Raw genomic sequence first — 22,512 nt, forward strand, 5'->3', positions numbered from 1 at the left:
CGTTGCGCGGCAGCTGTTCGCAGAGCGTGACGACCTCTACCGACGGCGCAGCCGGAGCCGGCTGTAGGTGAAGACCGCGAGCACGCAACTGATGAGCACCAGCATGGCGATGCTGAGCAGCCACCACGATCCGGTGTGCTGCCACAGCGTGTCCGGCTCGGTGCCGGTGGCATTCGTGACCAGGTCCACCGTCGAGGCGGCGGCCGCGAACCCCCAACGTGACGGAAACAGCCACGCGACCTGTTCGAGCACGGCCCGTCCGGTGATCGTGATCAGTCCGCCGCACATCACCAGCTGCGCCATGATCGTGACCACCAGCATCGGCAGCACCTGCTCGCTCGAACGCGCCACCGACGACAACGCCAGTCCGAGCACGACGCAGGTGCAGGTGGTGGCGGCGATGTCCACGATCAGTTCGACGGAGCCCGACGGCAGCACACTGCCGTGGCCCGGGAAACCCTTGCCCAGGTAGACGATCAGCACCATGATCACCGACTGCACGATGCCGGCGGCGCAGAACACCACGATCTTCGCCGTCAGGTAGGCGGACGGCAGCAGCCCGGCGGCACGTTCGCGCTGATAGACCATGCGCTCGCCGACCAGGTCGCGGATGGTCAGTGAACAGCCCATGAACGCGGCGCCGAGAATCAGCACCACGAGGATCTGGGTGAGTTCGCCGGACACGTCGGCACCGGACTGCCCGAACCCGGTGTCGCCCGGCACCAGCAGGGCCAGGCCGCCGAGCACGAACGGCAGCAGCGACAGGAAGATCAGGTAGCCCCGGTCGGCGCGGATCAGCCGAACCTGGCGGCGGGCGACGGTGCTCAGCTGCTTGCGCGTCGAGGTGTGCGCGGGAGAGCCGAGCGGCCCGGGTGCGGTCGGTGGTGGCGCCACCTCGGTGCGGGTGGCGCGGTACTCGGCGAACACCCCGTCGGGGTCGGACGCGACGCGGGCGAAGATGTCGGCCCAGTCGGTGCTGCCGAGCGCGCTCCCGACCCGGTCGGGCGGTCCCACATACGCGGTCTTGCCGCCGGGCGCGAGGAGGAGGACCTGGTCACACATCTCGAGGTAGGACAGCGAATGCGTGACGATGACGACGACGCGGCCCGAATCGGCCAGGCCGCGCAGGGTCGCCATGATCTGTCGATCGAGCGCGGGGTCGAGACCCGACGTCGGTTCGTCGAGGATGAGCAGGGAAGGGCCCGTGAGCAACTCCAGCGCGACCGATGCGCGTTTGCGTTGCCCACCGGATAGGCGATCGACACGGGTGTCGGCGTGCTCGGTCAGTTGCAGTTCGTCGAGTACGCCGGCGATCACGGCTTCACGGTCGGCCCGGGTGGTGTCCGGCGGCAGTCTCAGCTCGGCGGCGTAACCGAGGGCCTTCCGGACGGTCAGCTGCCGATGAACGACGTCGTCCTGAGGGACCATGCCGATGCGGGAGCGCAGGACCGAATAGTCGGTGTGCACGCTGCGTCCTTCGAAGTCGACGACGCCTTCCGTGGGGCCTGCCGAACCGGAGATGATCTTGGCGACCGTGGTCTTTCCCGCGCCGGAGGGCCCGATCACCGCGGTGAGACTGCCCGGTCCCGCCGTGAAGGTGACGTCCTCCAGCAGTCGCCGCCCACCTTCGATGGTGAGTCCGACGCCGTCCACACGTAGACCGCCGGCGGTCGAGGCGGCCGCCTGCCGTGGAACGAGTCGGCCTTCCTGCACGCTGAAGTCGGTGTTGCCGATGGTGACGACGTCGCCGTCGGCCAGCCGTGCGCGCGTCACCCGGTCACCGCCGACGAACGTTCCGTTGACGCTGCCCAAATCTTCGATTTCGAGGCCGGACGGCCCGTTGTGGACTATCGCGTGTCGACGTGAGGCCAGCACATCCCGGACGACGATGTCGTTGTCGGGGGACCGTCCGATCGTGAGGGCTCCCGCGGGGATGGTCTCGGGCGGGGCCGGGGGCGGGGCGATCGGGGCCTCTACGTCGATCGTCGATTCGTCCCATCGACTGCCCACGTCCCGTCGCGTCGCGTCGGGATCCTCGATCGAGATCCGCACGGTGGGTCCCTCGACCGCGTCACCCAGGCGGACGAGGACGGTGTCCGTGACGGGTACCTCTGCTCGGCGCTTGCCGTCAACGTAGATCCCGTTCTTGCTGTCGGCGTCGACGAGCTGCCATCCCTCGTCCCACCTGAGCCGGGCATGCTCGCGCGACACCACGGGATCGACGATCGTGATCTCCAACTGCGGGTCCCGGCCGATGCGTACCGCTTTGCCCGCGCTGTGGCTGGTACGGCCGTTCTCGGTCTCGACCACGACCCGCGGGTGCTCGCTTCTCGTCCAGTCGTCCATCGCCACGGCCTCCGGTCAGCATCGGGCGTAGAGCGTCGACTTCTCCATGGTCGCACGCGCTGGGGTCCGTCGACAGAACGGTCACTCTCGTATCCTCGCGGCCGGGGCGTGACCACGTCATGATGAGTTTCGTCGACGCGGCGAGTCTGTCTTCTCGTAACACCACACCAGAGAGCGGAGCATCACGTGAGTCAGCTGCTGAAGGTCCAGAACTTCAACGTCTCGAGCGACGGCGTCGCGTGCGGCGAGAACCAGAGCTTCGAGTGTCCGTTCGGCCTCGACCCCGGTGAGATGCTCGCGTGGGCGGGCGCGACGGCGAGCTGGCCCATGCGCACCGACGCCGGCGGCAGCCGCGGCCTCGACGACTACTTCACCCGCGACTTCTCCCACAACATCGGTGCCGAGATCATGGGCCGCAACAAGTTCGGGCCGCAGCGCGGCCCGTGGGAGAACCTGGAGTGGGAGGGCTGGTGGGGCGCCGAGCCGCCGTTCCACACGCCGGTGTTCGTCGCGACCCACCACCCGCGGCCGTCGATCACGCGCGGCGAGACCACGTTCCACTTCGTCGACGGCGAACCGGCCACGATCCTCGAGCAGGCGAAGGACGCGGCGCAGGGCAAGGACGTCCGGCTCGGCGGCGGGGTCACCACCATCCGGGAGTTCCTCGACGCCGACCTCGTCGACACCATGCACGTGGCGGTCTCCCCGATCACGTTCGGTACCGGGCTGCGTCTGTGGGAGACCCCGGACGAACTGCTCGACCGTTTCCATCTGGAAACGGTCCCCAGTCCGAGTGGCGTGACACACCACCTGTTCTGGCGCAGGTAGGCGCTTCGCGCCTGTGCGCCTTTTTGGTAGTGGTACCTACCAAAAAGGCGCACAGGCGTCAGCCTTCGAGTTCGCCCTCGGTCTCGAGGTACACCTGCCGCAGACCCTCGAGGATCTCGGGCGACGGCTCCTCCCACATGTTCCGTTCGACGGCCTCGAGCAGACGCTCGGAGATGCCGTGCAACGCCCACGGATTCGACTCCGACATGAACTTGCGGTTCTGCTCGTCCAGCACGTACGTCTCGGCGAGCTTCTCGTACATCCAGTCCGCGACGACGTTGGTGGTCGCGTCGTAGCCGAACAGGTAGTCGACGGTCGCGGCCATCTCGAACGCGCCCTTGTAGCCGTGCCGGCGCATCGCCTCGAGCCAGCGCGGGTTGACCACGCGGGCGCGGAAGACGCGGGCGGTCTCCTCCGACAGCGTCCGGGTGCGGACCGCGTCGGGGCGGGTGCTGTCGCCGATGTACGCCTCCGGCGCGGTGCCGGTGAGCGCGCGGACCGTGGCGACCATGCCGCCGTGGTACTGGAAGTAGTCGTCCGAGTCGGCGATGTCGTGCTCGCGGGTGTCGGTGTTCTTGGCCGCCACCGCGATCCGCTTGTAGGCGGAGCGCATGTCGTCCGAGGCCGGGACGCCGTCGAGGCCGCGGCCGTACGCGTAGCCGCCCCAGGTCGTGTACACCTGCGCCAGGTCGGCGTCGTCGCGCCAGTTCTTCGAGTCGATCAGCTGCAGCAGGCCGGCGCCGTAGGTACCGGGCTTGGAGCCGAAGATGCGGGTGGTGGCGCGGCGGTCGTCGCCGTGCTCGGCCAGATCTGCCTGCGCGTGGGCGCGGACGTAGTTGTCCTCGGGCGACTCTTCGAGCCCGGCGACCAGGCGGACGGCGTCGTCGAGCAGCGCCAGCACGTGCGGGAACGCGTCCCGGAAGAAACCGCTGATCCGGACGGTGACGTCGATGCGCGGGCGGCCGAGTTCGGCGAGGTCGATCACCTCGAGGCTGGTGACGCGGCGGGACGCCTCGTCCCACACCGGGCGGACACCGAGCAGCGCGAACACCTCGGCGATGTCGTCGCCGGACGTCCGCATCGCGGACGTGCCCCACACCGACAGGCCCACCGACTTGGGCCATTCGCCGTGGTCGGCGCGGTAGCGGTTCGCCAGCGACTCGGCCATCGCCTGACCGGTCTCCCACGCCAGGCGCGACGGCACCGCCTTGGGGTCGACGGAGTAGAAGTTGCGGCCGGTGGGCAGCACGTTGATCAGCCCGCGCAGCGGCGACCCGGACGGACCGGCTGCGATGAAGCCGCCGTCCAGCGCGTGCAGCACCTGCGCGATCTCGCCGGACGTCTGCCGCAGCCGGGGCACCACCTCGGTCGCGGCGAAGCGCAGGATCTGCCGGACGGTGTCGTCGTCGGACAGCCTGTCGGCGGCAGCGGGATCCCAGTCCGTCTCGGCCAGCGCGGCGAGCAGCGCGTGCGCCTCCGCCTCGATCTGGTCGACGCGTCCGCGGTCCTCGTCGCCGGCCTCGCTGAGCCCCAACGCTTCCCGCAGACCCGGCACGGTCTGCTCGCCGCCCCACATCTGTCGGGCGCGGAGCATCGCGAGCACCAGCTCGACCTCGGCGTCGCCCTCGGGCGCCCGGCCGAGGATGTGCAGGCCGTCGCGGATCTGGACGTCCTTGATCTCGCACAGCCAGCCGTCGACGTGCATGAGCATGTCGTCGAACACGTCCTCCTCGGGACGCTCGGTCAGGCCCAGGTCGTGGTCCATCTTCGCGGCGCGCATCAGCGTCCAGATCTGCTGGCGGATGGCCGGGAGCTTCGCCGGATCCAGCGCGGAGATGTTCGAGTGCTCGTCGAGCAGCTGCTCGAGCCGGGAGATGTCGCCGTACGACTCGGCGCGCGCCATCGGCGGGATCAGGTGGTCGACCAGGGTGGCGTGCGCACGGCGCTTGGCCTGCGTGCCCTCACCCGGATCGTTGACCAGGAACGGGTAGATCATCGGCAGGTCGCCGAGCGCGGCGTCGGTGCCGCACGACGCCGACATGCCCAGGGTCTTGCCCGGCAGCCACTCGAGGTTGCCGTGCTTGCCCAGGTGCACGATCGCGTCGGCCGCGAACCCTCCCTGCTCGGCGGTCGCGGCGATCCAGCGGTACGCGGCCAGGTAGTGGTGGCTCGGCGGCAGGTCCGGATCGTGGTAGATCGCGACCGGGTTCTCGCCGAAGCCGCGGGGCGGCTGCACCATCAGCACGACGTTGCCCGCCTGGATCGCGGCGATGACGATCTCGCCCTCCGGATCGGACGAGCGGTCCACGTACAGCTCGCCGGGCGCGGCGCCCCAGTGCTCCTCGACGCCGTCACAGAAGTCCTGCGGCAGCGTCGCGAACCACTCGCGGTAGCGGGCCGCGGAGATGCGGATCGGGTTGCCCTCGAGCTGGTCGGCGGTGAGCCAGTCCGGGTCCTGTCCGCCCGCGGCGATCAGCGCGTGGATGAGGGCGTCGCCGTCCTTCGCGGCGAGCCCGGGCAGCGCGTCGTCGCCGTCGACCGGGCCGAGGTCGTAGCCGTGCTCGCGCATCGCGGTGAGCAGGTCGATCGCGCTGGCCGGGGTGTCGAGGCCGACGGCGTTGCCGATGCGGGCGTGCTTGGTCGGGTACGCCGACAGCATCAGCGCGATCTTCTTGTCCGGGTTCGGGATCCGGCGCAGGCGCGCGTGCCGGACGGCGATCCCGGCGACGCGGGCGGCGCGCTCGGCGTCGGGCACGTAGGCGGTGAGGCCGTCGGCGTCGATCTCCTTGAACGAGAACGGGACGGTGATCAGGCGGCCGTCGAACTCGGGGACCGCGACCTGGGTGGCGACGTCGAGCGGGGACATCCCGTCGTCGTTGGCCTCCCACGCCTCCCGGCTGCTGGTGAGGCACAGGCCCTGCAGGATCGGCACGTCCAACGCGGCGAGTTCGGCGACGTCCCACGACTCGTCGTCGCCGCCGGCCTGCGCGTGCGCGGGCTTGGTGCCGCCGGCGGCGAGGACCGTCACGACCATCGCGTCGGCGCGGCCGAGGGTCTCGAGCAGATCGGCGGGCGCGGTGCGCAGCGACGCGCAGAAGATCGGCAGCGGGTTCGCGCCGGCGTCCTCGATCGCCCGGCACAGTGCGTCGACGTACGCGGTGTTCCCGGCCAGGTGCTGGGCGCGGTAGTAGAGCACCGCGACCGTCGGACCGTCGACCGCACGGGACTCACGCTCGAGTATTCCCCAGTTCGGCAGGTGCACCGCGGGCTCGAAACCGTGGCCGGTGAGCAGCACGGTGTCGGACAGGAAGTTGTGAAGCTGACGCAGGTTGTCGGCGCCGCCCTCGGCCAGGTAGGTGTGCGCCTCGGCCGCGATGCCGGCGGGAACCGTCGAGCACTCCATCAGTTCGGCGTCCGGGGCCTGCTCGCCGCCGAGCACCACCGTCGGCAGCCCCGACGCGAGAACGGCGTCGATGCCGTCCTCCCAGGCCCGGCGGCCGCCCAGGATGCGAACGACGACGAGGTCGACGCCGTCGAGCAGGCCGGGCAGGTCCTCGTCGACGAGCAGGCGGGCCGGGTTGGCCCAGCGGTAGTCGGCGCCGCTCGCGCGGGCGCTGAGCAGGTCGGTGTCGGACGTCGACAGCAGCAGGATCACTGTTGCAGCCTTTCCGGGGTTTCGCGCCCCACGGCAGGGCTCCGGCGAGCAGCGCTCGCGGAAGCGGGTCGGGCGGCGGAAGAGGGTCTGACTTTCACAGTGGCGCGACCGCCCGGAATCTCACCGGTTTCCTCTTCTGCCGCGGTCGCCGGTGATCCTACCGGTCACTCGTTTGCGCACCCGTCCCCGCACTTCTCTAGCCTGGAGACGTGCCATCCCCACGTTCCGGCCCGGACAAGTGCCCGGGTGCGCTCCAGGTCCACCAGGCCGCCGACGGTCCACTCGCCCGCGTCCGCCTGCCCGGCGGTGTGATCACGTCGCCGCAGCTCCAGGCCCTGGCGACGGCCGCGCAGGAGATCGGCAACGGTGAGATCGAGCTGACCTCCCGCGGCAACGTCCAGCTGCGGGCGGTCGCCGACCCCGAGGAGTTCGCCCGGCGCATCGCCGATGTCGGCCTGTTGCCGTCCACCACCCACGAGCGGGTCCGCAACATCCTGGCGTCGCCGCTGTCGGGGCGGATCGGCGGCCACGCCGACGTGCGCGGCCTGGTCACCGACCTGGACCGCGGCCTGTGCGCCGACCCGGCGCTGGCCGAGCTGCCCGGACGCACCCTGTTCACGCTCGACGACGGCACCGGCGACATCTCGGGCCTGCACGGCGACTTCGGTGTGCACGCGCTCGACGACGGCCGCTTCGCGCTGATCCTCGCCGGTACGGATACCGGCGCCCGGCTCGCGGAGACGGACGCGGTCGACGTGCTGCTGGCGTCGGCGCGCACGTTCGCCGAGATCCGCGACGACGCGTGGCGACTGAACGAGGTACCGGGCGGCACCGAGCGCGTGTTGGCCCGGCTCGGACTCGAGTACGGCGACCCGGTGGGACTGCCCGCCGCGGTCGAACGTGGCCCGATCGGCTGGCTCGACCAGCCCGACGGCCGCGTCACCCTCGCCGCAGGTCTCGCGTTCGGCACCCTCCCGGCCCGGCTCGCGGAGTTCCTCGCCGCCGTCGAGAGGCCGATCGTCGTCACCCCGTGGCGGTCGCTGCTGCTGCCCGACCTCGAGGAGTGGGCCGCCGAGCAGGTCGTGCGGGTGCTCGCGCCGATGGGCCTGATCTTCGACGAGAACTCGCCGTATCTGCAGGTCAGCGCGTGCGCGGGGCAGCCCGGCTGCGCCAAGTCGCACACCGACGTCCGCGCCGACGCTCGGGAGGCCATCGAGAACGACGACCTGCCGGCCGAGGGCCGTCAGCACTGGTCCGGCTGCGATCGCAAGTGCGGTCGCCCGCGCGGCGAAATAACAGACGTCGTCGCGGGACCCGACGGTTACCGGGTGGAAAACGGGTCGTCGTGATGCCTCTATCGTGTGGCGCATGATCGACTACATCCGCGACGGTGCGGAGATTTATCGCCAGTCCTTCGCGACCATCCGCGCCGAGTCCGACCTCGCGCGCTTCCCCGCCGACGTCTCGCAGGCGGTCGTCCGGATGATCCACGCGAGCGGCCAGGTCGATCTGGTCGACGACGTCGCGTTCACCCCGAACGTCGTCGCTGACGCCCGCGAGGCGCTCCGCCGCGGCGCCCCGATCCTGTGCGACGCGAAGATGGTCGCCGCCGGGGTCACCCGCAAGCGCCTCCCCCGCGACAACGACGTGCTGTGCATGCTCGACGATCCGCGAGTTCCCGTGTTGGCCAAGGCGATCGACAACACCCGCTCGGCGGCGGCGCTGGAGCTGTGGGGCGACAAGCTCGACGGTGCGGTCGTCGCGATCGGCAACGCGCCGACCGCGCTGTTCCACCTGCTGAACCTCATCGAGGCCGGCGCCCCGCGGCCCGCCGCGATCGTCGGCGGACCCGTCGGCTTCATCGGTGCGGCCGAATCCAAGGAAGCGCTGATCGAGCATCCCGCCGGCCTCGAATACCTGGTGGTGCGCGGACGGCGTGGCGGCAGCGCGATCACCGCGGCCGCCCTCAATGCGATTGCGAGCGAGATCGAATGAGCACCACCGGCAAGTTGTGGGGCGTCGGCATCGGGCCCGGCGACCCGGAGTTGATGACCGTCAAGGCCGCTCGCGTGATCGGCGAGGCCGACGTCGTCGCGTTCCACAGCGCCCGGCACGGCCGCAGCATCTCGCGCGGCGTCGCCGCCCCGTACATGCGGGAGGGCCAGATCGAGGAACACCTCGTCTATCCGGTCACCACCGAGACGATCGACCATCCGGGTGGCTACCAGGGTGCGATGGACGAGTTCTACGAGCAGGCCGCCGAGCGCCTGGCCACGCACCTCGAGGCCGGCCGCAGCGTCGCGCTCCTCGCCGCCGGCGATCCGCTGTTCTACAGCTCGTACATGCACATGCACAAGCGTCTGGCCGACCGGTTCGAGGCCGAGGTCATCCCCGGCGTCACCGCCGTCAGCGCCGCTTCCGCCGCGCTGGCCGAGCCGCTGGTCGAGGGCGAGGAGGTGCTGACGATCCTGCCCGGCACCCTGCCGCAGGACGAGCTGACCCGGCGCCTGCGCGAGACCGACGCCGCCGCGATCATGAAGCTGGGCCGAACGTATCCGGCTGTGCGCCAGGCGCTGAAGGACTCCGGGCGGATCGACGAGGCCTACTACGTCGAGCGGGCCAGCACCGACCGGCAGCGGGTCGCCGCGGCCGACGAGGTCGACGACGCCGACGTGCCGTACTTCTCGATCGCCGTCGTGCCGAGCCCGGTCAACAACCGCGCCGAACCCGAACCTTCGCGCGGTGAGGTGGTCGTCGTCGGCCTCGGACCCGGTGACCAGACGTGGACCACGCCGGAGGTCCGGCAGGAACTGGCCCGCGCCACCGACATCGTCGGCTACACCACGTACATCGACCGGGTCCCGGTCCGGCCGGGCCAGCGCCGGCACGCCAGCGACAACCGCGTCGAGGCCGAACGGGCCGCGATGGCGCTCGACATGGCCAAGCGCGGCGCGCGGGTCGCGGTCGTCTCGTCCGGCGATCCGGGCGTGTTCGCGATGGCCGCCGCCGTGCTCGAGGTGGCGGCCGAGGAGCAGTGGCGCGACGTCCCGGTCCGGATCCTGCCCGGCATGACCGCCGCCAACGCCGTCGCGAGCCGGGTCGGCGCCCCGCTGGGCCACGACTACGCGATGCTGTCGCTCTCGGATCGCCTCAAGCCGTGGGACATCGTCGCCAAGCGCGTCTCTGCGGTGGCGAGCGCGGACATGGCGTTCGCGGTCTACAACCCGGCGTCGAAGTCCCGCACGTGGCAGGTCGCGGCGATGCGCGACCTCGTCCTCGAGCATCGCTCCCCCGACACCCCGGTCGTCATCGGCCGCGACATCGCCGGGCCGCAGGAGTCGATCAAGATCGTGCGCCTCGCCGACCTGGACCCCGCCGACGTCGACATGCGCTGCCTGCTGATCGTCGGCTCGTCGCAGACGACCGTCGTCGAGAGCGCTTCGGGGACAAAGGTCTTCACGCCCCGGCACTACCCGGGCTGAGCTCCGGTCCGCCCGTCGAAGTCCCGGCGGGCGGATTCGATCTCGTCGTCGTGGTCGGTGGCCCACTGAGCGAGGGCCGTGACGATGCTGCGCAGGCTCTCGCCGAGCGGGGTGAGCTCGTACTCGACGCGGGGCGGCACCTCCGCGTACGCGGTCCGGCTGAGCAGGCCGTCGCGTTCGAGATGACGCAGCGTGAGCGTGAGCATGCGCTGCGAGATCCCGGGGACGCGCTGGTGCAACACGCCGAACCGGAGCGGTCCGGACGCGGCGAGGATGCCGATCACGAGAACCGACCACTTGTCGCCGACCCGGTCGAGCGTCCGTCGGACGGTGCGGCCGCCTCCGGGCCAGCCGGCACAGGGGTGCGGCACCGGTTCCGGGGGCAGGCTGGTTCCGTCGGTGTGCGTTCCTGACATGAAAGTGCCTTTTGTAGACGGGTCGACGCTTCCCTAGCGTGGAGTTACGAACAAATCGTAACCATCAGGAGGAAGCTCATGCCGTCCACCATTGCCGTCGTCGGCGCCGGACCGGGCCTCGGATACTCGACAGCGCGCCGGTTCGGAGCGGCGGGCCACGCCGTCGCGCTCGTCGCACGTAACCGGAACAGGCTGGAATCGATGGCGGCCTCGCTGCGCGAAAACGGAATCGTCGCGGAAGCGTTCCCCGCCGACGTCACCGACGAAGCCGGACTCACCACCGCCCTGCATGCCGCCGCCGACGGACTCGGGCGGATCGACGTGCTGTCCTATGCCCCCGGCGCCACCTGGGACTTCACGGCCGGAGAGTTTCCGGACCCGGCCGCCCTCGGGTACACCAGCACGCTGGACACCACACCGGAGTCGGCACGTCGACAGTTCGAACTGGCGGTCGCCGGCGCGCTGACCGCGACGCGGGCGGTACTCCCCGGCATGCGCGAGGCCCGAGAGGGCGCACTGCTGTTCACCACCGGCATGTCGGCTGTGGTCCCACTGCCCGTGATGGGCAACGCTGGAATCGCGCTAGCCGGCCTACGCAACTGGGCCAGCGCCCTCCACGGCGAGTTGGCCGACGATGGCGTGTACGTCGGACACACGTCGATCGGCCTCCCGATCGTGCGCGGTTCGGGTGACGGCGACCCCGATGCGATCGCGGATCGCTGGTACCGACTCACTACCGCTCGGGACACATTCGAGACCACGATCGGGTTCTGAGCAAGCTGGTCTGACCACTTGACCCCCTGACCTAACCGCCCTAGCGTTGTGACATGGATCTCACTCCGGTGCAGCGCCGCTCAATCCCCGACGACGTGTTCGAGCAGCTACTCGGCCGCGTCGTCGACGGCAGCGTGGCACCCGGCGAGACACTGCTGAGCGAACGGAGGATGGCGGAGGCGCTCGGCGTGTCGCGTCCGGCGGTGCGCGAGGCGCTGGGCCGGATCGCCGCGATGGGCTTGGTCGACGTCCGGCAGGGCGGATCCACCGTGGTCAACGACCTGCGCCGGCGCGGCGGGCTGGACCTGCTGCCGCGGTTGCTGGTCCGAGGCGGCGAGATCGATCCGGCTGTCGCGCACAGCATCCTCGAGGCCAGACTCTGGAACGGGCCCAAGGTCGCGGAACTCGCCGCGCAGCGCGCGCCGGAGGGCACCGCGGACGCCCTGGGCGACACCGTCGACGCGCTCGCCGCCACCGACGACCCCGTGGTTCGGCAACGCATCGCCCTCGACTTCTGGGATCTCGTGGTCGACGGCGCCGATTCGATCACGTTCCGCCTCATGTTCAACACGCTGCGCGCCGCGTACGAACCGATGCTCGACGCGCTCGCGGTGGTGATGGCAGCCGAGGTGAACGAGAGCGAGAGCTACCGCGCGATCGCCGACGCGGTCCGACGCCGGGATCCCGAGGGCGCGTTCGCGGCGGCGCACGCCCTGCTCGAACCGGCGACCACACTCCTGGGCGGCGCACTCGCCGCCGCGCGGGACGCGTCCGAGGAGGACACATGACCAGCACCAGTCGGGCTTCGTCGGCGTTCGGCCGCGACGTCACCCTCGGCGGCGCCGCCCGCGAGTTCGTCCGCCATCCGAGTCCGTGGATCATCGGCACGTTGTTGGTGGGTGCCGTTGCAGCCCGCCTCGCGGTCGGCAACTGGACATGGGCGGACGCACTCGTCCCGGCGGTGATGGTCGCGTTCTTCCCGGTGCTCGAGTGGATCATCCACGTCTTCGTCCTGCATTGGCGTCCAAAGCGGGTCGCCGGGGTCACGGTCGATCCCCTGCTCGCGCGCAAACATCGCGCGCACCACGGGGATCCGCGGAACATCCCGCTCGACTTCATTCCCGCGCCCGTGTTCGTGTGGCTGGTACCGCTGCTGCTCGCGATCGCGTCGCTCGGATTTCCGCGCCTCGAGCTCGGGCTGACGTTCCTGATCGTGATCACCGCGCTGGGCCTCGGTTACGAGTGGACGCATTTCCTGATCCACACCGACTTCAAGCCGAAAACCGCGCTGTACAAGGCGACCTGGCGGCATCATCGAAACCACCACTACCGCAACGAACACTACTGGTTCACGGTCACGACGTCCGGCACCGCCGACCGCATGTTCGGGACGGAACCCGACCCGGACACCGTCGACAAGTCCCCCACCGCAAAGCGACTGCACGGGCTCGACATCGCCGGCGCCTAGTACCTGCATCGAACTCTCCGGTACCCGAACGTAAGTCCTCTCGCCGAGGCCGCGGATGCGATCGCGGAGATCTGCGTCCTACAAGGAACGCCCTGGGTATGATTCGGGCCACGCCGGACCAGCTGGATGTCGACAGCGATGAGCCCCGGTCGGTGTTCGAGGCACCGATCCGCTGCGACAGCACCCCGAATATGTGGTTCCATGCCTTCATGATTGGCGGGCCGGGAATCCCAGTACCCACATCGACATGGTGATCGAATCGAGTTCGATCACCAACGAGTTGAGGAGAAGGGAAAGGATGGGAGCTTCCGGAAGCGACGCACTGTTCGACACCCTCTTGGAGTCTGCCCAGCGGCTGTCCTTCGATTCAAGGAATCCGCTGGTCTACCAGCCCGAACCCGGCGACGACGAACGTCACGGCATGACACCGCAGTGGTCGCCCCTCTTCGGCACCCCGCTGTGGGACAGCATGACCGAGTCCGAGCGCGTCCGACTCACCAGAAGCGAGGTCGCCAGCTTCCTGGGCATCGGCATCTGGTTGGAAGTGGGTTTGCAGGTCGCGTTGCTGAGGTCGAGCCACAGCGCGAACCCGGCACGACCGGACGTGAAGTTCCTCTTCAACGAATGCGCGGACGAGAACCTGCACTCGTTGATGTTTGTCAACGCCATCGACAGCATCGGATCACATTTCTATCCGCGTGACCGCATGCTGGACTTCTTCGGTTGGGTGTTCCGCCACGTCATCTGGGATGAAGTGGCGTACGGAATCGTCCTGGCCGGCGAGGAGATCTTCGACGTCATGCAACGTGACTGGATGTCCAGCGCCGACGTCGTCGCACCGATTCGCCGTACCGCTTACATCCACGTTGTCGAAGAGTCCAGGCACATGGCGTATGCGCGTCAGAAGATCCGTGATCGCTTGATCGGACTCTCCCGATTCAGGCGATATGTCAGCACACTGCTCATCGCGGTGGGAACGCACCTCATCGCGAGGAGCTTGATCAATCGCCGGGTGTACGAGGACCTCGGCATCGACTGGGATGTCGCGAGGTCGAGTATCGATGACAACGAACATCATCGGATGATGTTCCGGAACGCCGCGCAGCCGTTCATCGCCTTCCTGAGCAAGGAAGGGCTGCTGAATGTCGGTGCTCGATGGGTCTACCGGAAATCGAACCTTCTCTGAGTAGGAGTCGTCGTGGCCCACGTCATCCTGGGGCATTGCTGCAAGGACGCCTCGTGTGTGCGGGTATGCCCGCAGAACTGCATTCATCCCGCCCCCGGCGAGGACGGCTTCGACTCCGCCGAGACGCTCCACATCGACCCCTCCTCGTGTATCGACTGCACCGCATGCGTCGAGGCCTGTCCCGCCTCGGCCATCAAACCCGAGCATGCGCTGCTCCCGGCCGAGCGCCGGTACGCCACCCGCAACAGGGAATTCTTCGCGCAGGCGCCCACCGCGCCACGCACCCGACCGCACACCGTCTTCGCGCTGCCGCTGGCAAGCCCGAGAGACAGACTCGAGGTCGCCATCGTCGGGTCGGGGCCGGCCGCGATGTACACCGTGCGCGAACTTCTGCGGCGATCGACGTCGATCGGTGTCACCGTCTACGAGCAGTACGACACCATCGGAGGCCTCCTACACCGGGGCGTGTCCCCCGACCATGTCGGCGTGCGCGAGATGATCCGACTGTTCGACGTGCCGTTCCGCGACGACCGCGTCACGGTCGTTCCCGGCACAGAAGTCGGCGTGGACATATCGATCGACGAACTCCGGAAGCGATTCGACGCCGTCGTCATCGCCTCCGGGGCCTCTCAGCCGCGCCGAGTCTGCCCCACCACGGTCGACGGCGTCCACCAGGCCATCGGCATCCTGGTTGCCGAGAACTGCGGGTCCTCGGGTTCCAACCCGCCCTCGCCCACCGGAGCCACGTGCGTTGTGATCGGCGCGGGAAACGTCGCCTTCGATGTCGTCCGATGGGTAGCGAGGACCCGCCACCGTGTCCCCGCGAGCGAACAGGTCACCGAACTGGTGGTCCTGTCGAGGTCGGCTCCGGAGGGCGCCTCGTTCACGGCGTCGGCGTTCTACGAGCTCGTCGACCTCGAGCACACCGAGGTGCTGATCGACAGCGCCGGGACCGCGCCCGGCGCGGGCGCGGACAGCTCCCTGCTCCGCGAACTGTCGCGCCTGCCTTCCACCGATGTCCGCGGCGCACATGGCCAGCCGTCCGACCCCCCCGGTCCCCTGCGCATCATCTTGTCGTTCGGACAAGAGGTGGCCGACGTCGCCGAGACCGACCTCGGCACCGTCGCGGTCACCACGACCGCCGGCCGGACCTTCCACGCGGACTCCGCGATCTGCGCCACCGGCTTCACCACCAAACGGATCGACGGCGTCCCGCTCGACCAGCGCGGGGTTGTGCCCAACGACCGAGGACAGGTGATCTCCCCCGAGACGGGCGAACCGGTCGCGGGACTGTACGTCGTCGGCTGGGCGAAGCGAGGCGCGTCCGGCGGCGTCGGCGACAACCGCACCTGCGCGGCCGAAACCGTGACACAACTGGCCGAGAACCTCCGCTCACGGGTGTGACGTCCCGCCCGAGCCAGGAGACGCCTCGACCGGGTGCACGCCGATCAGCCCGCCGCGTCCTCCTGCAGCGTGTACGCGACGAGGGCGTTGGCGTGACCGTGGCCGAGACCGTGCTCGGTCTTGAGCCAGTTCACCAACTCCATGTGCTTGGTCAGATCCGACGACCGAATCAGGCTCTGCCACTCACTGATCGGCTTGCCGTACTTCTTCTCGATCGACGGGAAGTAGGACGCTGGACCCTTCACCGGTTCACTCATGGCGGGGACGCTACCGGTGAGCTACGACACGTGCACGGATCGAACTCGCCCACTCCTCCGGATCCCACGTCTCCGGCCGCGCGCGGGTGAGCGGATAGCAGGCGAAACCGATGAGCGTGGCCGTGAAATGGCCGATGTCGGTGAAGGTCAGACCACCGAGCAGCGGCAGACTGTAGACCAGCAGGACGCCGATCGCGTACAGGTACCGCCACGGCGGCGCGATCCGATACGTCAGGACCGCCATGACACCGGCCAGTGCGTAGCTGACGCCGACATCGAGGGTGTTCACCGCCGACTCGGGCGCCCTGCCGTTCTGGATGGCGAGATACAGCACGCCCTCGCTCAGATACGTTGCGCCGACGTGTGCCACGACGACCACGGTCAGCCAGCGCCACGTCCCGAGCCACCGCTCGACCGGCACGTGGAAGAGGTTGAACAGCACCAGGTAGCTCAGCCACGATCCGCCGGCCAGCCAGAACGCACTGCTCACCAGGACCCGGATCGGGTCCTCCCGCAGATGGTGGAGGTTGGTCGAACGATCACCGAGGACGTCGTTCAACGCCGTCGGCGAGAGTCGGTTCATCACGATGCTCGTCACGAGCAGGATCGCCAGCCACACGAACGTACCCGGCGCGCGCCGGACGTACGCCCACACCGCCGCCGGAACCCCCGCCGCCCGGAACCGCCTCTCGGCATCCACCAGGCCAGTATGACCCCGAACCAGGTGTGTCGCTATCGATCCACGGCCGGTTCGAGACCGTGACGCTCGCGGTAGCGCTGGCGATTCCGGCCGCCCAGTCGCGCGATCCACGGCAGGGCCCGCAGCGTCAATCCCGGCATCAGCATCCCGGTCTTCACCATCCACCCGTCGGATCGCGGCACGTTCGTCTCGACGCGCGGGCGGTCGACGAGCACCGACACCCGGTCGGCTATCCGTTGCGGGGCGAGTGGCGTGCTCAGGAAGTTCAGAGCCGATCCGCCGTGCGCGGCTTCGTGCTGCAGCATCGGAGTGTCCACCGACCCGGGGTTGACGATGCTCACCCGCACCCCGGTCTCGCGGGTGCGGGCCGCCAGCGCGAGGAGGAAACCGCGCAGGCCGAACTTCGACGCGCTGTATCCCGGGCTCTCCCCGAGCGGGAGCAACCCGCCGATCGACACGATCGCGACGACGTGGCCCCGGGATTTCTGAAGTGCCGGGTACAGCGCGCGGGTCAGATGCACCGGCGCCAGCAGATTCACGCCGAGTTCGTGGTCCACCTCGGCATCGGTCACCTTCTCGAACGGCGTCGTCACGACCACGCCGGCGACGTGGACGAGCAGATCGCAGTCCGACCCCACCGCCGTCACCAGTGCCGTGCGTGCCGCGGGATCGGTCACATCACACCGATGCGGGGTGATCCTGGCCGGAGACGTGTCCGCGAGCGCTGCCAGACCCTCACCGTCGAGATCGACAGCGATGATGTCGTAGCCGCGCGATGCGAGACCGCGGCAGATCGCCGACCCGATCGCCCCGCCCGCGCCCGTGACGACGGCCCGGCTCACGCCGTGACCCTCATGCGGTCGAACATCCCCGGTTCCAGGGCCGACCAACCGAACTCGTTGCGGACCTGTGCCAGGTAGTCGCGGAATGCGTGGGCGTCGACGTACGCGCTGTGCCGGTCGGTGCCGATGAACGAGATGCCGCCGCTCAGGTCGGGACGATCGGTGGCCATCTTGCGATCGAACAATGCTGCGCGCGCCGGATTGTGTCGCTGATCGTGCAGGTACTGGGCGAGCACATTCGTCACCTGGTCGAACAGGGTGTACGCACTGGAGTTGGTCTCCAGGTAGCCGACGCCGAACAGGTTCCGCTGCCTCGGGTTGAACGCCGTCAGGTAGAGCCGGGGACGTCCGTGCGCCCAGTCGAAACAGTCGTCCGGCGCGTACGGGATCGCCCAGTCGTACCCGGTGGCGTACAGCACCAGGTCGATCTCGCGGCTCGAGCCGTCGGTGAACTCGACCCTCGACCCGGCCAGTCGCGCAACGTCGGAGACGATCGAGACGTCGCCGTGCTGAAGATGATGGACCAGTTGGCTGTTGAGCAACGGATGCGACTCGAGCAGCTTGTGGTCGGGGCGGGGCAGGCCCAACCGCGTCAGGTCCCCCTGCAGCAACCGCAGCATCCCCGTCAGGAGCGGACGTTCGACCGCCAGCGGCAGCCTCGGCCCCTTCTCGGCGAACACGTCGGTCGGCGTCCCGAGGATGTGCTTGGGGATGATGTGGTAGCCGCGCCGCACGCTGACGTACGTCTCGGACGCCGACGCCGCTGCGTCGCAGGCGATGTCCGCACCCGAGTTGCCGAGGCCGACGATGAGTACACGCTTGCCGCGGAACTCGTCGATCCCGCGGTACGTCACCGCGTGCCGCACCTCACCGTCGAAGTTGCCCGGATGCACCGGGATTCGCGGCCGCCACGTCACACCGGTCGCGCAGACCACCGCGCGGTAGCCGCGCCGCTCCCCCGTCGACAGCCGTACCGACCAGCCCTCGCCGTCCGGCACGACCTCGTCGATCGACGTGCCGAACCGGATGGCGTCGTACAGCCCGTAGGCGCGCGCGAAGCTGCGCGTGTAGTCGAGGATCAACCGGTTTCCCGGGTAGTCGGGAAACGAGTCCGGCATCGGGAAGTCGTGGAACCCGGACATCGTGCGTGACGAGATGAAGTGAGCCGACTCGTACATCGGCGTTCCGGGATTGTCGAGATCCCAGATTCCCCCGACGTCGCTGTGCCGCTCGTACTGGTCGTACTCGATTCCGAGCCCCCGAAATGCCCGGGCCGCGGACAGTCCAGCCGGCCCGGCCCCCACAATGCACACCCGATCCATGGGTCGATCCCCTTCCGTCACCGGACATTCAACCCGCCCCCTTCCCTCGATGCGGTGAATTGAGTCGATGGGAGGTGCGTCCGACGCGTTGCCGAGTGAATGTGAACCGTCGGTAGGGATTCGGGAATTCCATTGGTTCCGTCCAGTACAGACTTCTGCTATCGGAAGGCGGTGCGGCGGACATCGACAGAAGTCCGCCGCCGGACTATCGAGTTTCCTTGCAGGACAATGGATCAGCCGGGGTCTGCGCCCGCGATCCCCCGACGTCGCTGGCGTCACGCCTGGGCGCTGGTCCCCTACTCAGCTCTCCACAGGAAGGCCGGCCGCTACCCCGTCGAGGACGCGTTCGAGTCCGTATCGGAAGCGCTCCCCCGGGGGCAGGTGCGGTACCCGCGCCTCTCTGATCGTGCGTTCGAACATCGGATACTCCCCCGAGGCGACAACCTCGGCAACATACGGCCCCACGTACCCACTCATCCACTGCGCCATGTCCATACCAGTGCGACGAGCCTGCTCGATCCACCCGATCTCTCGATGCACCGCACTGTGGGTGTAGTCGCTCACCATGCCGGCCAATGCTGCGATCTCGTCGATGTTCAAGCCCAGGCCGTCGAGTGCGGCCAGGGCGAACTCCTGCACGCGCAACGAGTTCGGCCCCAGCGTGGGACGCCTGTTGGCGAGGGCGATCTGCCAGGGGTGACGCAAACCCACCGCGCGCGTCTGCTCGGCAACGAGCGTCAAATCCCGCCGCCAGTCGCCACTCGGACGCACCGGCAGGGCGATCTCCCCCACCACCGCGTCGATCATGAGATCCACCAGATCGTCGCGACCGGAGACATACCGGTACAGCGCCATGGCGCCGGTGCCCAGTTCCGAGGCGACGCGCCGCATTGTCACGGCGTCCATCCCCTCGTCGTCGGCGACTCCGACGGCGGCCTGCGTGATCTGGGCGCGGCTGTAGCCCGGCCGACGCCCCGGACCGGAGCGTTCGCTCGCCTCGGGGCGCAGCCAGATCGTCGTGTCCTCGTGGCGCGGCATGGGCATCCCCTTTCTCGCGTACACCGTACTTGAATGCACGAGAACATTACGAGTACGGTGTACCCAATTAGATCCACCCTCGGTAGTCCACGAAGCGAAGGGATGGAACATGAATGGTCGACCGATGTTGAGTGACGCCTCGCGCGACGCTGCGGCGCGTCAGGTGGCAGCCGAATTCGCCGACGGGTTACAGCGGTCCGGCGACGCCGACGAGTACGACGCGGCCTTCGCCGCGGACGTGCTGTGGGGCAGCCCTTTCGGGGCGAGCGTGGCCGGCTTCGCCGAACTGAACGCGATCCATCACCGCCTGGTCGCCGCCAGTGCCGCTCCCCCGTCGCGATTCGAGGTGGTCGCCGCCCTGTCACCCGCTCCCGGTGTCGTGGTGACACAGATCCGCAGGCAGGCAACCGATCCCGAAGGGTTCTCCGAGATGGCGATGTACGTCCTGGTCGAACGCGACGGCCGGTGGTGGCTGGCGGCGGCCCAGAACACCCCTGTCCACGCCCCTACCCTCTCACCCGAAAGGCGCTGATCACCGTGCCCTTGTCCGGAGAATACGAACGCGGCACCGTCGGCTGGGCCGCCGACCAGGCCGATCGGATCATCGAGTCCGGCGGCACCAAAGGCACGACGATCGTGGGTAAGCCGGTTGTTCTGCTGACCACCGTCGGCAACAAGTCCGGCAAGCTGCGTCGCACACCGCTGATGCGGGTCGAGCACGACGGCGAATACGCGGTGGTCGCCTCGTTGGGCGGCGCCCCGACGAACCCGGTCTGGTACCACAACGTCGTCGCCGACCCGCACGTCGAGTTGCAGGACGGCACCGTCACCGGGGACTACACCGCCCGTGAAGTCTTCGGTGAGGAGAAGGCACTGTGGTGGGAGCGCGCCGTGGCCGCCTACCCGCCCTACGCCGACTACCAGCGCAAGACCACCCGCGAGATCCCGGTGTTCGTCCTGACGCCTCGGTAGAGCCCGTCAGCTCGCGACGGCTCGCAGAACCCGGAGTAGCTGAGTCGCGTACTCCGGCGCGAACCGGTACCCGCCGTCGGCGGAGACCAGATTCCCGCGGTCCATCTTCGCGTCCCACCAGTCGCGAAGGAACCCCTCCGCGTACCCGCCCGTGCAGAAGCCGTACGGGTCCGCGACGAACGAGGTGGTGATCATCAGGGTGTAGCACGGGCGTTCGTAGTCGCCCTGCCCCTCGGCCCGGTTCACGAAGTCCTCGAACGACGCCGCGGTCGCCAGGTGGGAGTACAGCCAGAACATGGCGTCGTACATCAGCCACGAGTCCCCGTCCGCGTGGAGCGCGAAGAACCCCTTGCTCGTCACGATCCGTTCGGCGAGCGCGCGGATCTGCGCCTCACCGTCGGGCAGCGCCGAGGCCGCCAGTGCCCGACGGACGATCGGCGAGAAGCTGCCGTGTCGCACCACCTCGAGATCCGCCTGCAGCGTCTCCTCGCTGTCGTCGAACTCGTCCTCGCCCACCAGGCCCCGCACGAAGGTCGCGAAGTCCGGGGCGACCACGGTGATGCGGTAGTCGTCCTCCTGATCGACGTGCACGACCCGCGGCTCGCCTCGCGGACCGCAGTCGCGGTAGTCGAGCATGATCTGCTCGTGCCCCGCGCTGGGGGTGTCCGCGATACCGACACCGATGTCCGGGTATCCCCACTCCTCCCGCTTGAACGTCGAGCCGAGTTCCCCACACAGCGACCAGGTCGCGGTGCGGCCGAGGGCGTACAGCCCGCTGATCTGGATGTGGTCCTCGGCCCAACTCGTCGGCTCGTCCATCGGATGGCACGACCGACCGAGCATGCCGCCGTTGTGCATCCGCGCCAACTCCACGTAGGAGTCCGGGAGCCGGTACCCGCCCAACTCCTCCTCGATCGACGCGATCAGCTCGTCGCTCGGTGCGGACTCGACATAGTTCGCCCGCGAATACTCGCCGTTGTTCCAGAAGCCGTCGAAGTCGACGCCGTCGAAATGGCCCGTGGTCCGCGCTCCGGGCTCGATGTCGTTCGCACTCAATCGCGTTGCCTTTCAGGTGTCGACGGTTGTCCAGTGGCCCACGTGACGGCGGCGTCCGGATCCGACGTGGACGCCACCCTGTCCGGAATCGGTGTCCGGGCCACCATCACCACGGGCACGCCGAGTTCGCGGGCCGCGGTGAGTTTCGCCGATGTGAGTGCTCCCCCGCTGTTCTTCGTCACAACGACGTCGATCCGGTGCTTCCGCATGAGCGCGATCTCGTCGTCGACGGTGAACGGTCCACGGGCGAGCAGGACTTCGGAGTCGGACGGTACCGCACCCGGAGGCGGGTCGATGGCGCGGATCAGGAACCGGCCCGAACACTCGGCGAATGCCTCGACGCCCTGCCTGCCGATCGTGAGGAACACCCGCTCCCCCAACCGCGCAACCACGGCGGCGGCCGACGCGAGATCGGTAACGACGTGCCAGCAGTCGCCCGGGCCGGCGCTCCATTCGGCACGCCGCAGCACCAACAGCGGAATGCCCGTCCGCTCACTCGCAACCGTCGCGTTCGCCGTGATCCGGGCGGCGAACGGGTGGGTCGCATCCACGACGGCGTCGATCTCGTTGTCCCGTAACCACTGCTCGAGCCCGTCGGCGCCACCGAAGCCGCCGATCCGGACCTGCCCGACCGGGAGCACCGGCTCACGCACCCGACCGGCCAGCGACGAGGTCACCTCGATTGCCGGATCCGGGTCCAGGCGCGCGGCGAGCGTCCGCGCCTCGCGGGTGCCACCGAGGACGAGGACCCTGCGCACCGCCGACC

General features: G+C 69.0%; 21 protein-coding genes. 11 read left to right on the forward strand and 10 right to left on the reverse strand.

Annotation, left to right across the window (positions count from 1 at the left end; all coding sequences use genetic code 11):
- Positions 1-36: 36 nt before the first annotated feature.
- Positions 37-2,346: an FHA domain-containing protein gene (locus tag EGT67_RS14685; protein WP_127916824.1), complete on the reverse strand. Its 2,310-nt coding sequence runs from the start codon at positions 2,344-2,346 to the stop codon at positions 37-39.
- A 186-nt stretch (positions 2,347-2,532) separates the two neighbouring features.
- Between EGT67_RS14685 and EGT67_RS14690 the strand changes: the two genes are divergently transcribed.
- Positions 2,533-3,174, forward strand: coding sequence for a dihydrofolate reductase family protein (locus EGT67_RS14690; RefSeq protein WP_127916825.1), 642 nt, complete (start codon positions 2,533-2,535; stop codon positions 3,172-3,174).
- A 58-nt stretch (positions 3,175-3,232) separates the two neighbouring features.
- Here EGT67_RS14690 and cobN read toward each other — a convergent pair whose 3' ends face one another.
- Entirely contained in the window at positions 3,233-6,829 is a 3,597-nt protein-coding gene (cobN, locus tag EGT67_RS14695) for a cobaltochelatase subunit CobN (protein ID WP_127916826.1), read from the reverse strand.
- A 209-nt stretch (positions 6,830-7,038) separates the two neighbouring features.
- Here cobN and cobG point away from each other — a divergent pair, with 209 nt between their 5' ends.
- The 3 genes from cobG to cobJ are packed head-to-tail and all read left to right on the forward strand — an operon-like array spanning position 7,039 to position 10,311.
- Positions 7,039-8,178 carry a precorrin-3B synthase gene (cobG, locus tag EGT67_RS14700; RefSeq protein WP_127916827.1) on the forward strand — a complete coding sequence of 380 codons (1,140 nt, stop codon included), beginning with the start codon at positions 7,039-7,041 and terminating at the stop codon, positions 8,176-8,178.
- A gap of 19 nt (positions 8,179-8,197) precedes the next feature.
- Positions 8,198-8,824, forward strand: coding sequence for a precorrin-8X methylmutase (locus EGT67_RS14705; RefSeq protein ID WP_127916828.1), 627 nt, complete (start codon positions 8,198-8,200; stop codon positions 8,822-8,824).
- Positions 8,821-10,311, forward strand: coding sequence for a precorrin-3B C(17)-methyltransferase (cobJ, locus tag EGT67_RS14710; RefSeq protein ID WP_127916829.1), 1,491 nt, complete (start codon positions 8,821-8,823; stop codon positions 10,309-10,311). The genes EGT67_RS14705 and cobJ overlap by 4 nt, the downstream gene beginning before the upstream one ends.
- Here cobJ and EGT67_RS14715 read toward each other — a convergent pair.
- Positions 10,299-10,727 (reverse strand): winged helix-turn-helix transcriptional regulator, encoded by a 429-nt coding sequence (locus EGT67_RS14715; protein ID WP_127916830.1) that lies wholly within the window; start codon positions 10,725-10,727, stop codon positions 10,299-10,301. The genes cobJ and EGT67_RS14715 overlap by 13 nt on opposite strands.
- 78 nt (positions 10,728-10,805) lie before the next feature.
- Here EGT67_RS14715 and EGT67_RS14720 point away from each other — a divergent pair, with 78 nt between their 5' ends.
- The 5 genes from EGT67_RS14720 (at position 10,806) to EGT67_RS14740 (ending at position 15,559) form a co-directional block, all read left to right on the forward strand.
- Positions 10,806-11,501 carry an SDR family NAD(P)-dependent oxidoreductase gene (locus tag EGT67_RS14720; RefSeq protein ID WP_127916831.1) on the forward strand — a complete coding sequence of 232 codons (696 nt, stop codon included), beginning with the start codon at positions 10,806-10,808 and terminating at the stop codon, positions 11,499-11,501.
- A gap of 53 nt (positions 11,502-11,554) precedes the next feature.
- Positions 11,555-12,289: a FadR/GntR family transcriptional regulator gene (locus tag EGT67_RS14725; RefSeq protein ID WP_127916832.1), complete on the forward strand. Its 735-nt coding sequence runs from the start codon at positions 11,555-11,557 to the stop codon at positions 12,287-12,289.
- Complete coding sequence (locus EGT67_RS14730; RefSeq protein ID WP_127916833.1) at positions 12,286-12,969, forward strand: sterol desaturase family protein; 684 nt, start codon at positions 12,286-12,288, stop codon at positions 12,967-12,969. The genes EGT67_RS14725 and EGT67_RS14730 overlap by 4 nt, the downstream gene beginning before the upstream one ends.
- A 247-nt stretch (positions 12,970-13,216) precedes the next feature.
- Entirely contained in the window at positions 13,217-14,155 is a 939-nt protein-coding gene (locus tag EGT67_RS14735) for an AurF N-oxygenase family protein (RefSeq protein ID WP_241566041.1), read from the forward strand.
- Positions 14,156-14,167: 12 nt separating this feature from the next.
- The gene (locus tag EGT67_RS14740) at positions 14,168-15,559 is read left to right on the forward strand and encodes an FAD-dependent oxidoreductase (protein ID WP_127916834.1); all 1,392 of its coding nucleotides are present in this window, start codon (positions 14,168-14,170) and stop codon (positions 15,557-15,559) included.
- A gap of 44 nt (positions 15,560-15,603) precedes the next feature.
- Here the strand turns inward: EGT67_RS14740 and EGT67_RS14745 are convergent, their stop codons facing one another.
- From EGT67_RS14745 to EGT67_RS14765, 5 genes are all read right to left on the reverse strand, one after another.
- A complete protein-coding gene (locus EGT67_RS14745; RefSeq protein ID WP_127916835.1) occupies positions 15,604-15,816 on the reverse strand; it encodes a DUF4287 domain-containing protein in 213 nt (70 codons plus the stop codon).
- A gap of 10 nt (positions 15,817-15,826) precedes the next feature.
- A complete protein-coding gene (locus tag EGT67_RS14750) occupies positions 15,827-16,516 on the reverse strand; it encodes a rhomboid-like protein (protein ID WP_127916836.1) in 690 nt (229 codons plus the stop codon).
- Positions 16,517-16,548: 32 nt separating this feature from the next.
- Positions 16,549-17,358: an SDR family NAD(P)-dependent oxidoreductase gene (locus EGT67_RS14755; RefSeq protein WP_127916837.1), complete on the reverse strand. Its 810-nt coding sequence runs from the start codon at positions 17,356-17,358 to the stop codon at positions 16,549-16,551.
- On the reverse strand, positions 17,355-18,680 hold the full coding sequence (locus tag EGT67_RS14760) for a flavin-containing monooxygenase (protein WP_164877572.1): 1,326 nt from the start codon (positions 18,678-18,680) through the stop codon (positions 17,355-17,357). Before EGT67_RS14760 ends, EGT67_RS14755 begins: the two co-directional genes overlap by 4 nt.
- 300 nt (positions 18,681-18,980) lie before the next feature.
- A complete protein-coding gene (locus EGT67_RS14765; RefSeq protein WP_127916838.1) occupies positions 18,981-19,718 on the reverse strand; it encodes a TetR/AcrR family transcriptional regulator in 738 nt (245 codons plus the stop codon).
- 109 nt (positions 19,719-19,827) lie between these two features.
- Here EGT67_RS14765 and EGT67_RS14770 point away from each other — a divergent pair, with 109 nt between their 5' ends.
- Together EGT67_RS14770 and EGT67_RS14775 are read left to right on the forward strand one after the other, a co-directional pair.
- A complete protein-coding gene (locus tag EGT67_RS14770; RefSeq protein ID WP_127916839.1) occupies positions 19,828-20,250 on the forward strand; it encodes a nuclear transport factor 2 family protein in 423 nt (140 codons plus the stop codon).
- A gap of 5 nt (positions 20,251-20,255) precedes the next feature.
- A complete protein-coding gene (locus tag EGT67_RS14775) occupies positions 20,256-20,690 on the forward strand; it encodes a nitroreductase family deazaflavin-dependent oxidoreductase (protein WP_127916840.1) in 435 nt (144 codons plus the stop codon).
- 6 nt (positions 20,691-20,696) lie between these two features.
- Here EGT67_RS14775 and EGT67_RS14780 read toward each other — a convergent pair whose 3' ends face one another.
- Complete coding sequence (locus EGT67_RS14780; RefSeq protein WP_206612393.1) at positions 20,697-21,746, reverse strand: SMI1/KNR4 family protein; 1,050 nt, start codon at positions 21,744-21,746, stop codon at positions 20,697-20,699.
- Entirely contained in the window at positions 21,743-22,504 is a 762-nt protein-coding gene (locus EGT67_RS14785) for a cobalt-precorrin-6A reductase (protein WP_127916841.1), read from the reverse strand. Before EGT67_RS14785 ends, EGT67_RS14780 begins: the two co-directional genes overlap by 4 nt.
- Positions 22,505-22,512 lie beyond the last annotated feature (8 nt).

Origin of the sequence: Prescottella agglutinans (assembly GCF_004011865.1) — a bacterium.
GTDB lineage: Bacteria > Actinomycetota > Actinomycetes > Mycobacteriales > Mycobacteriaceae > Prescottella > Prescottella agglutinans.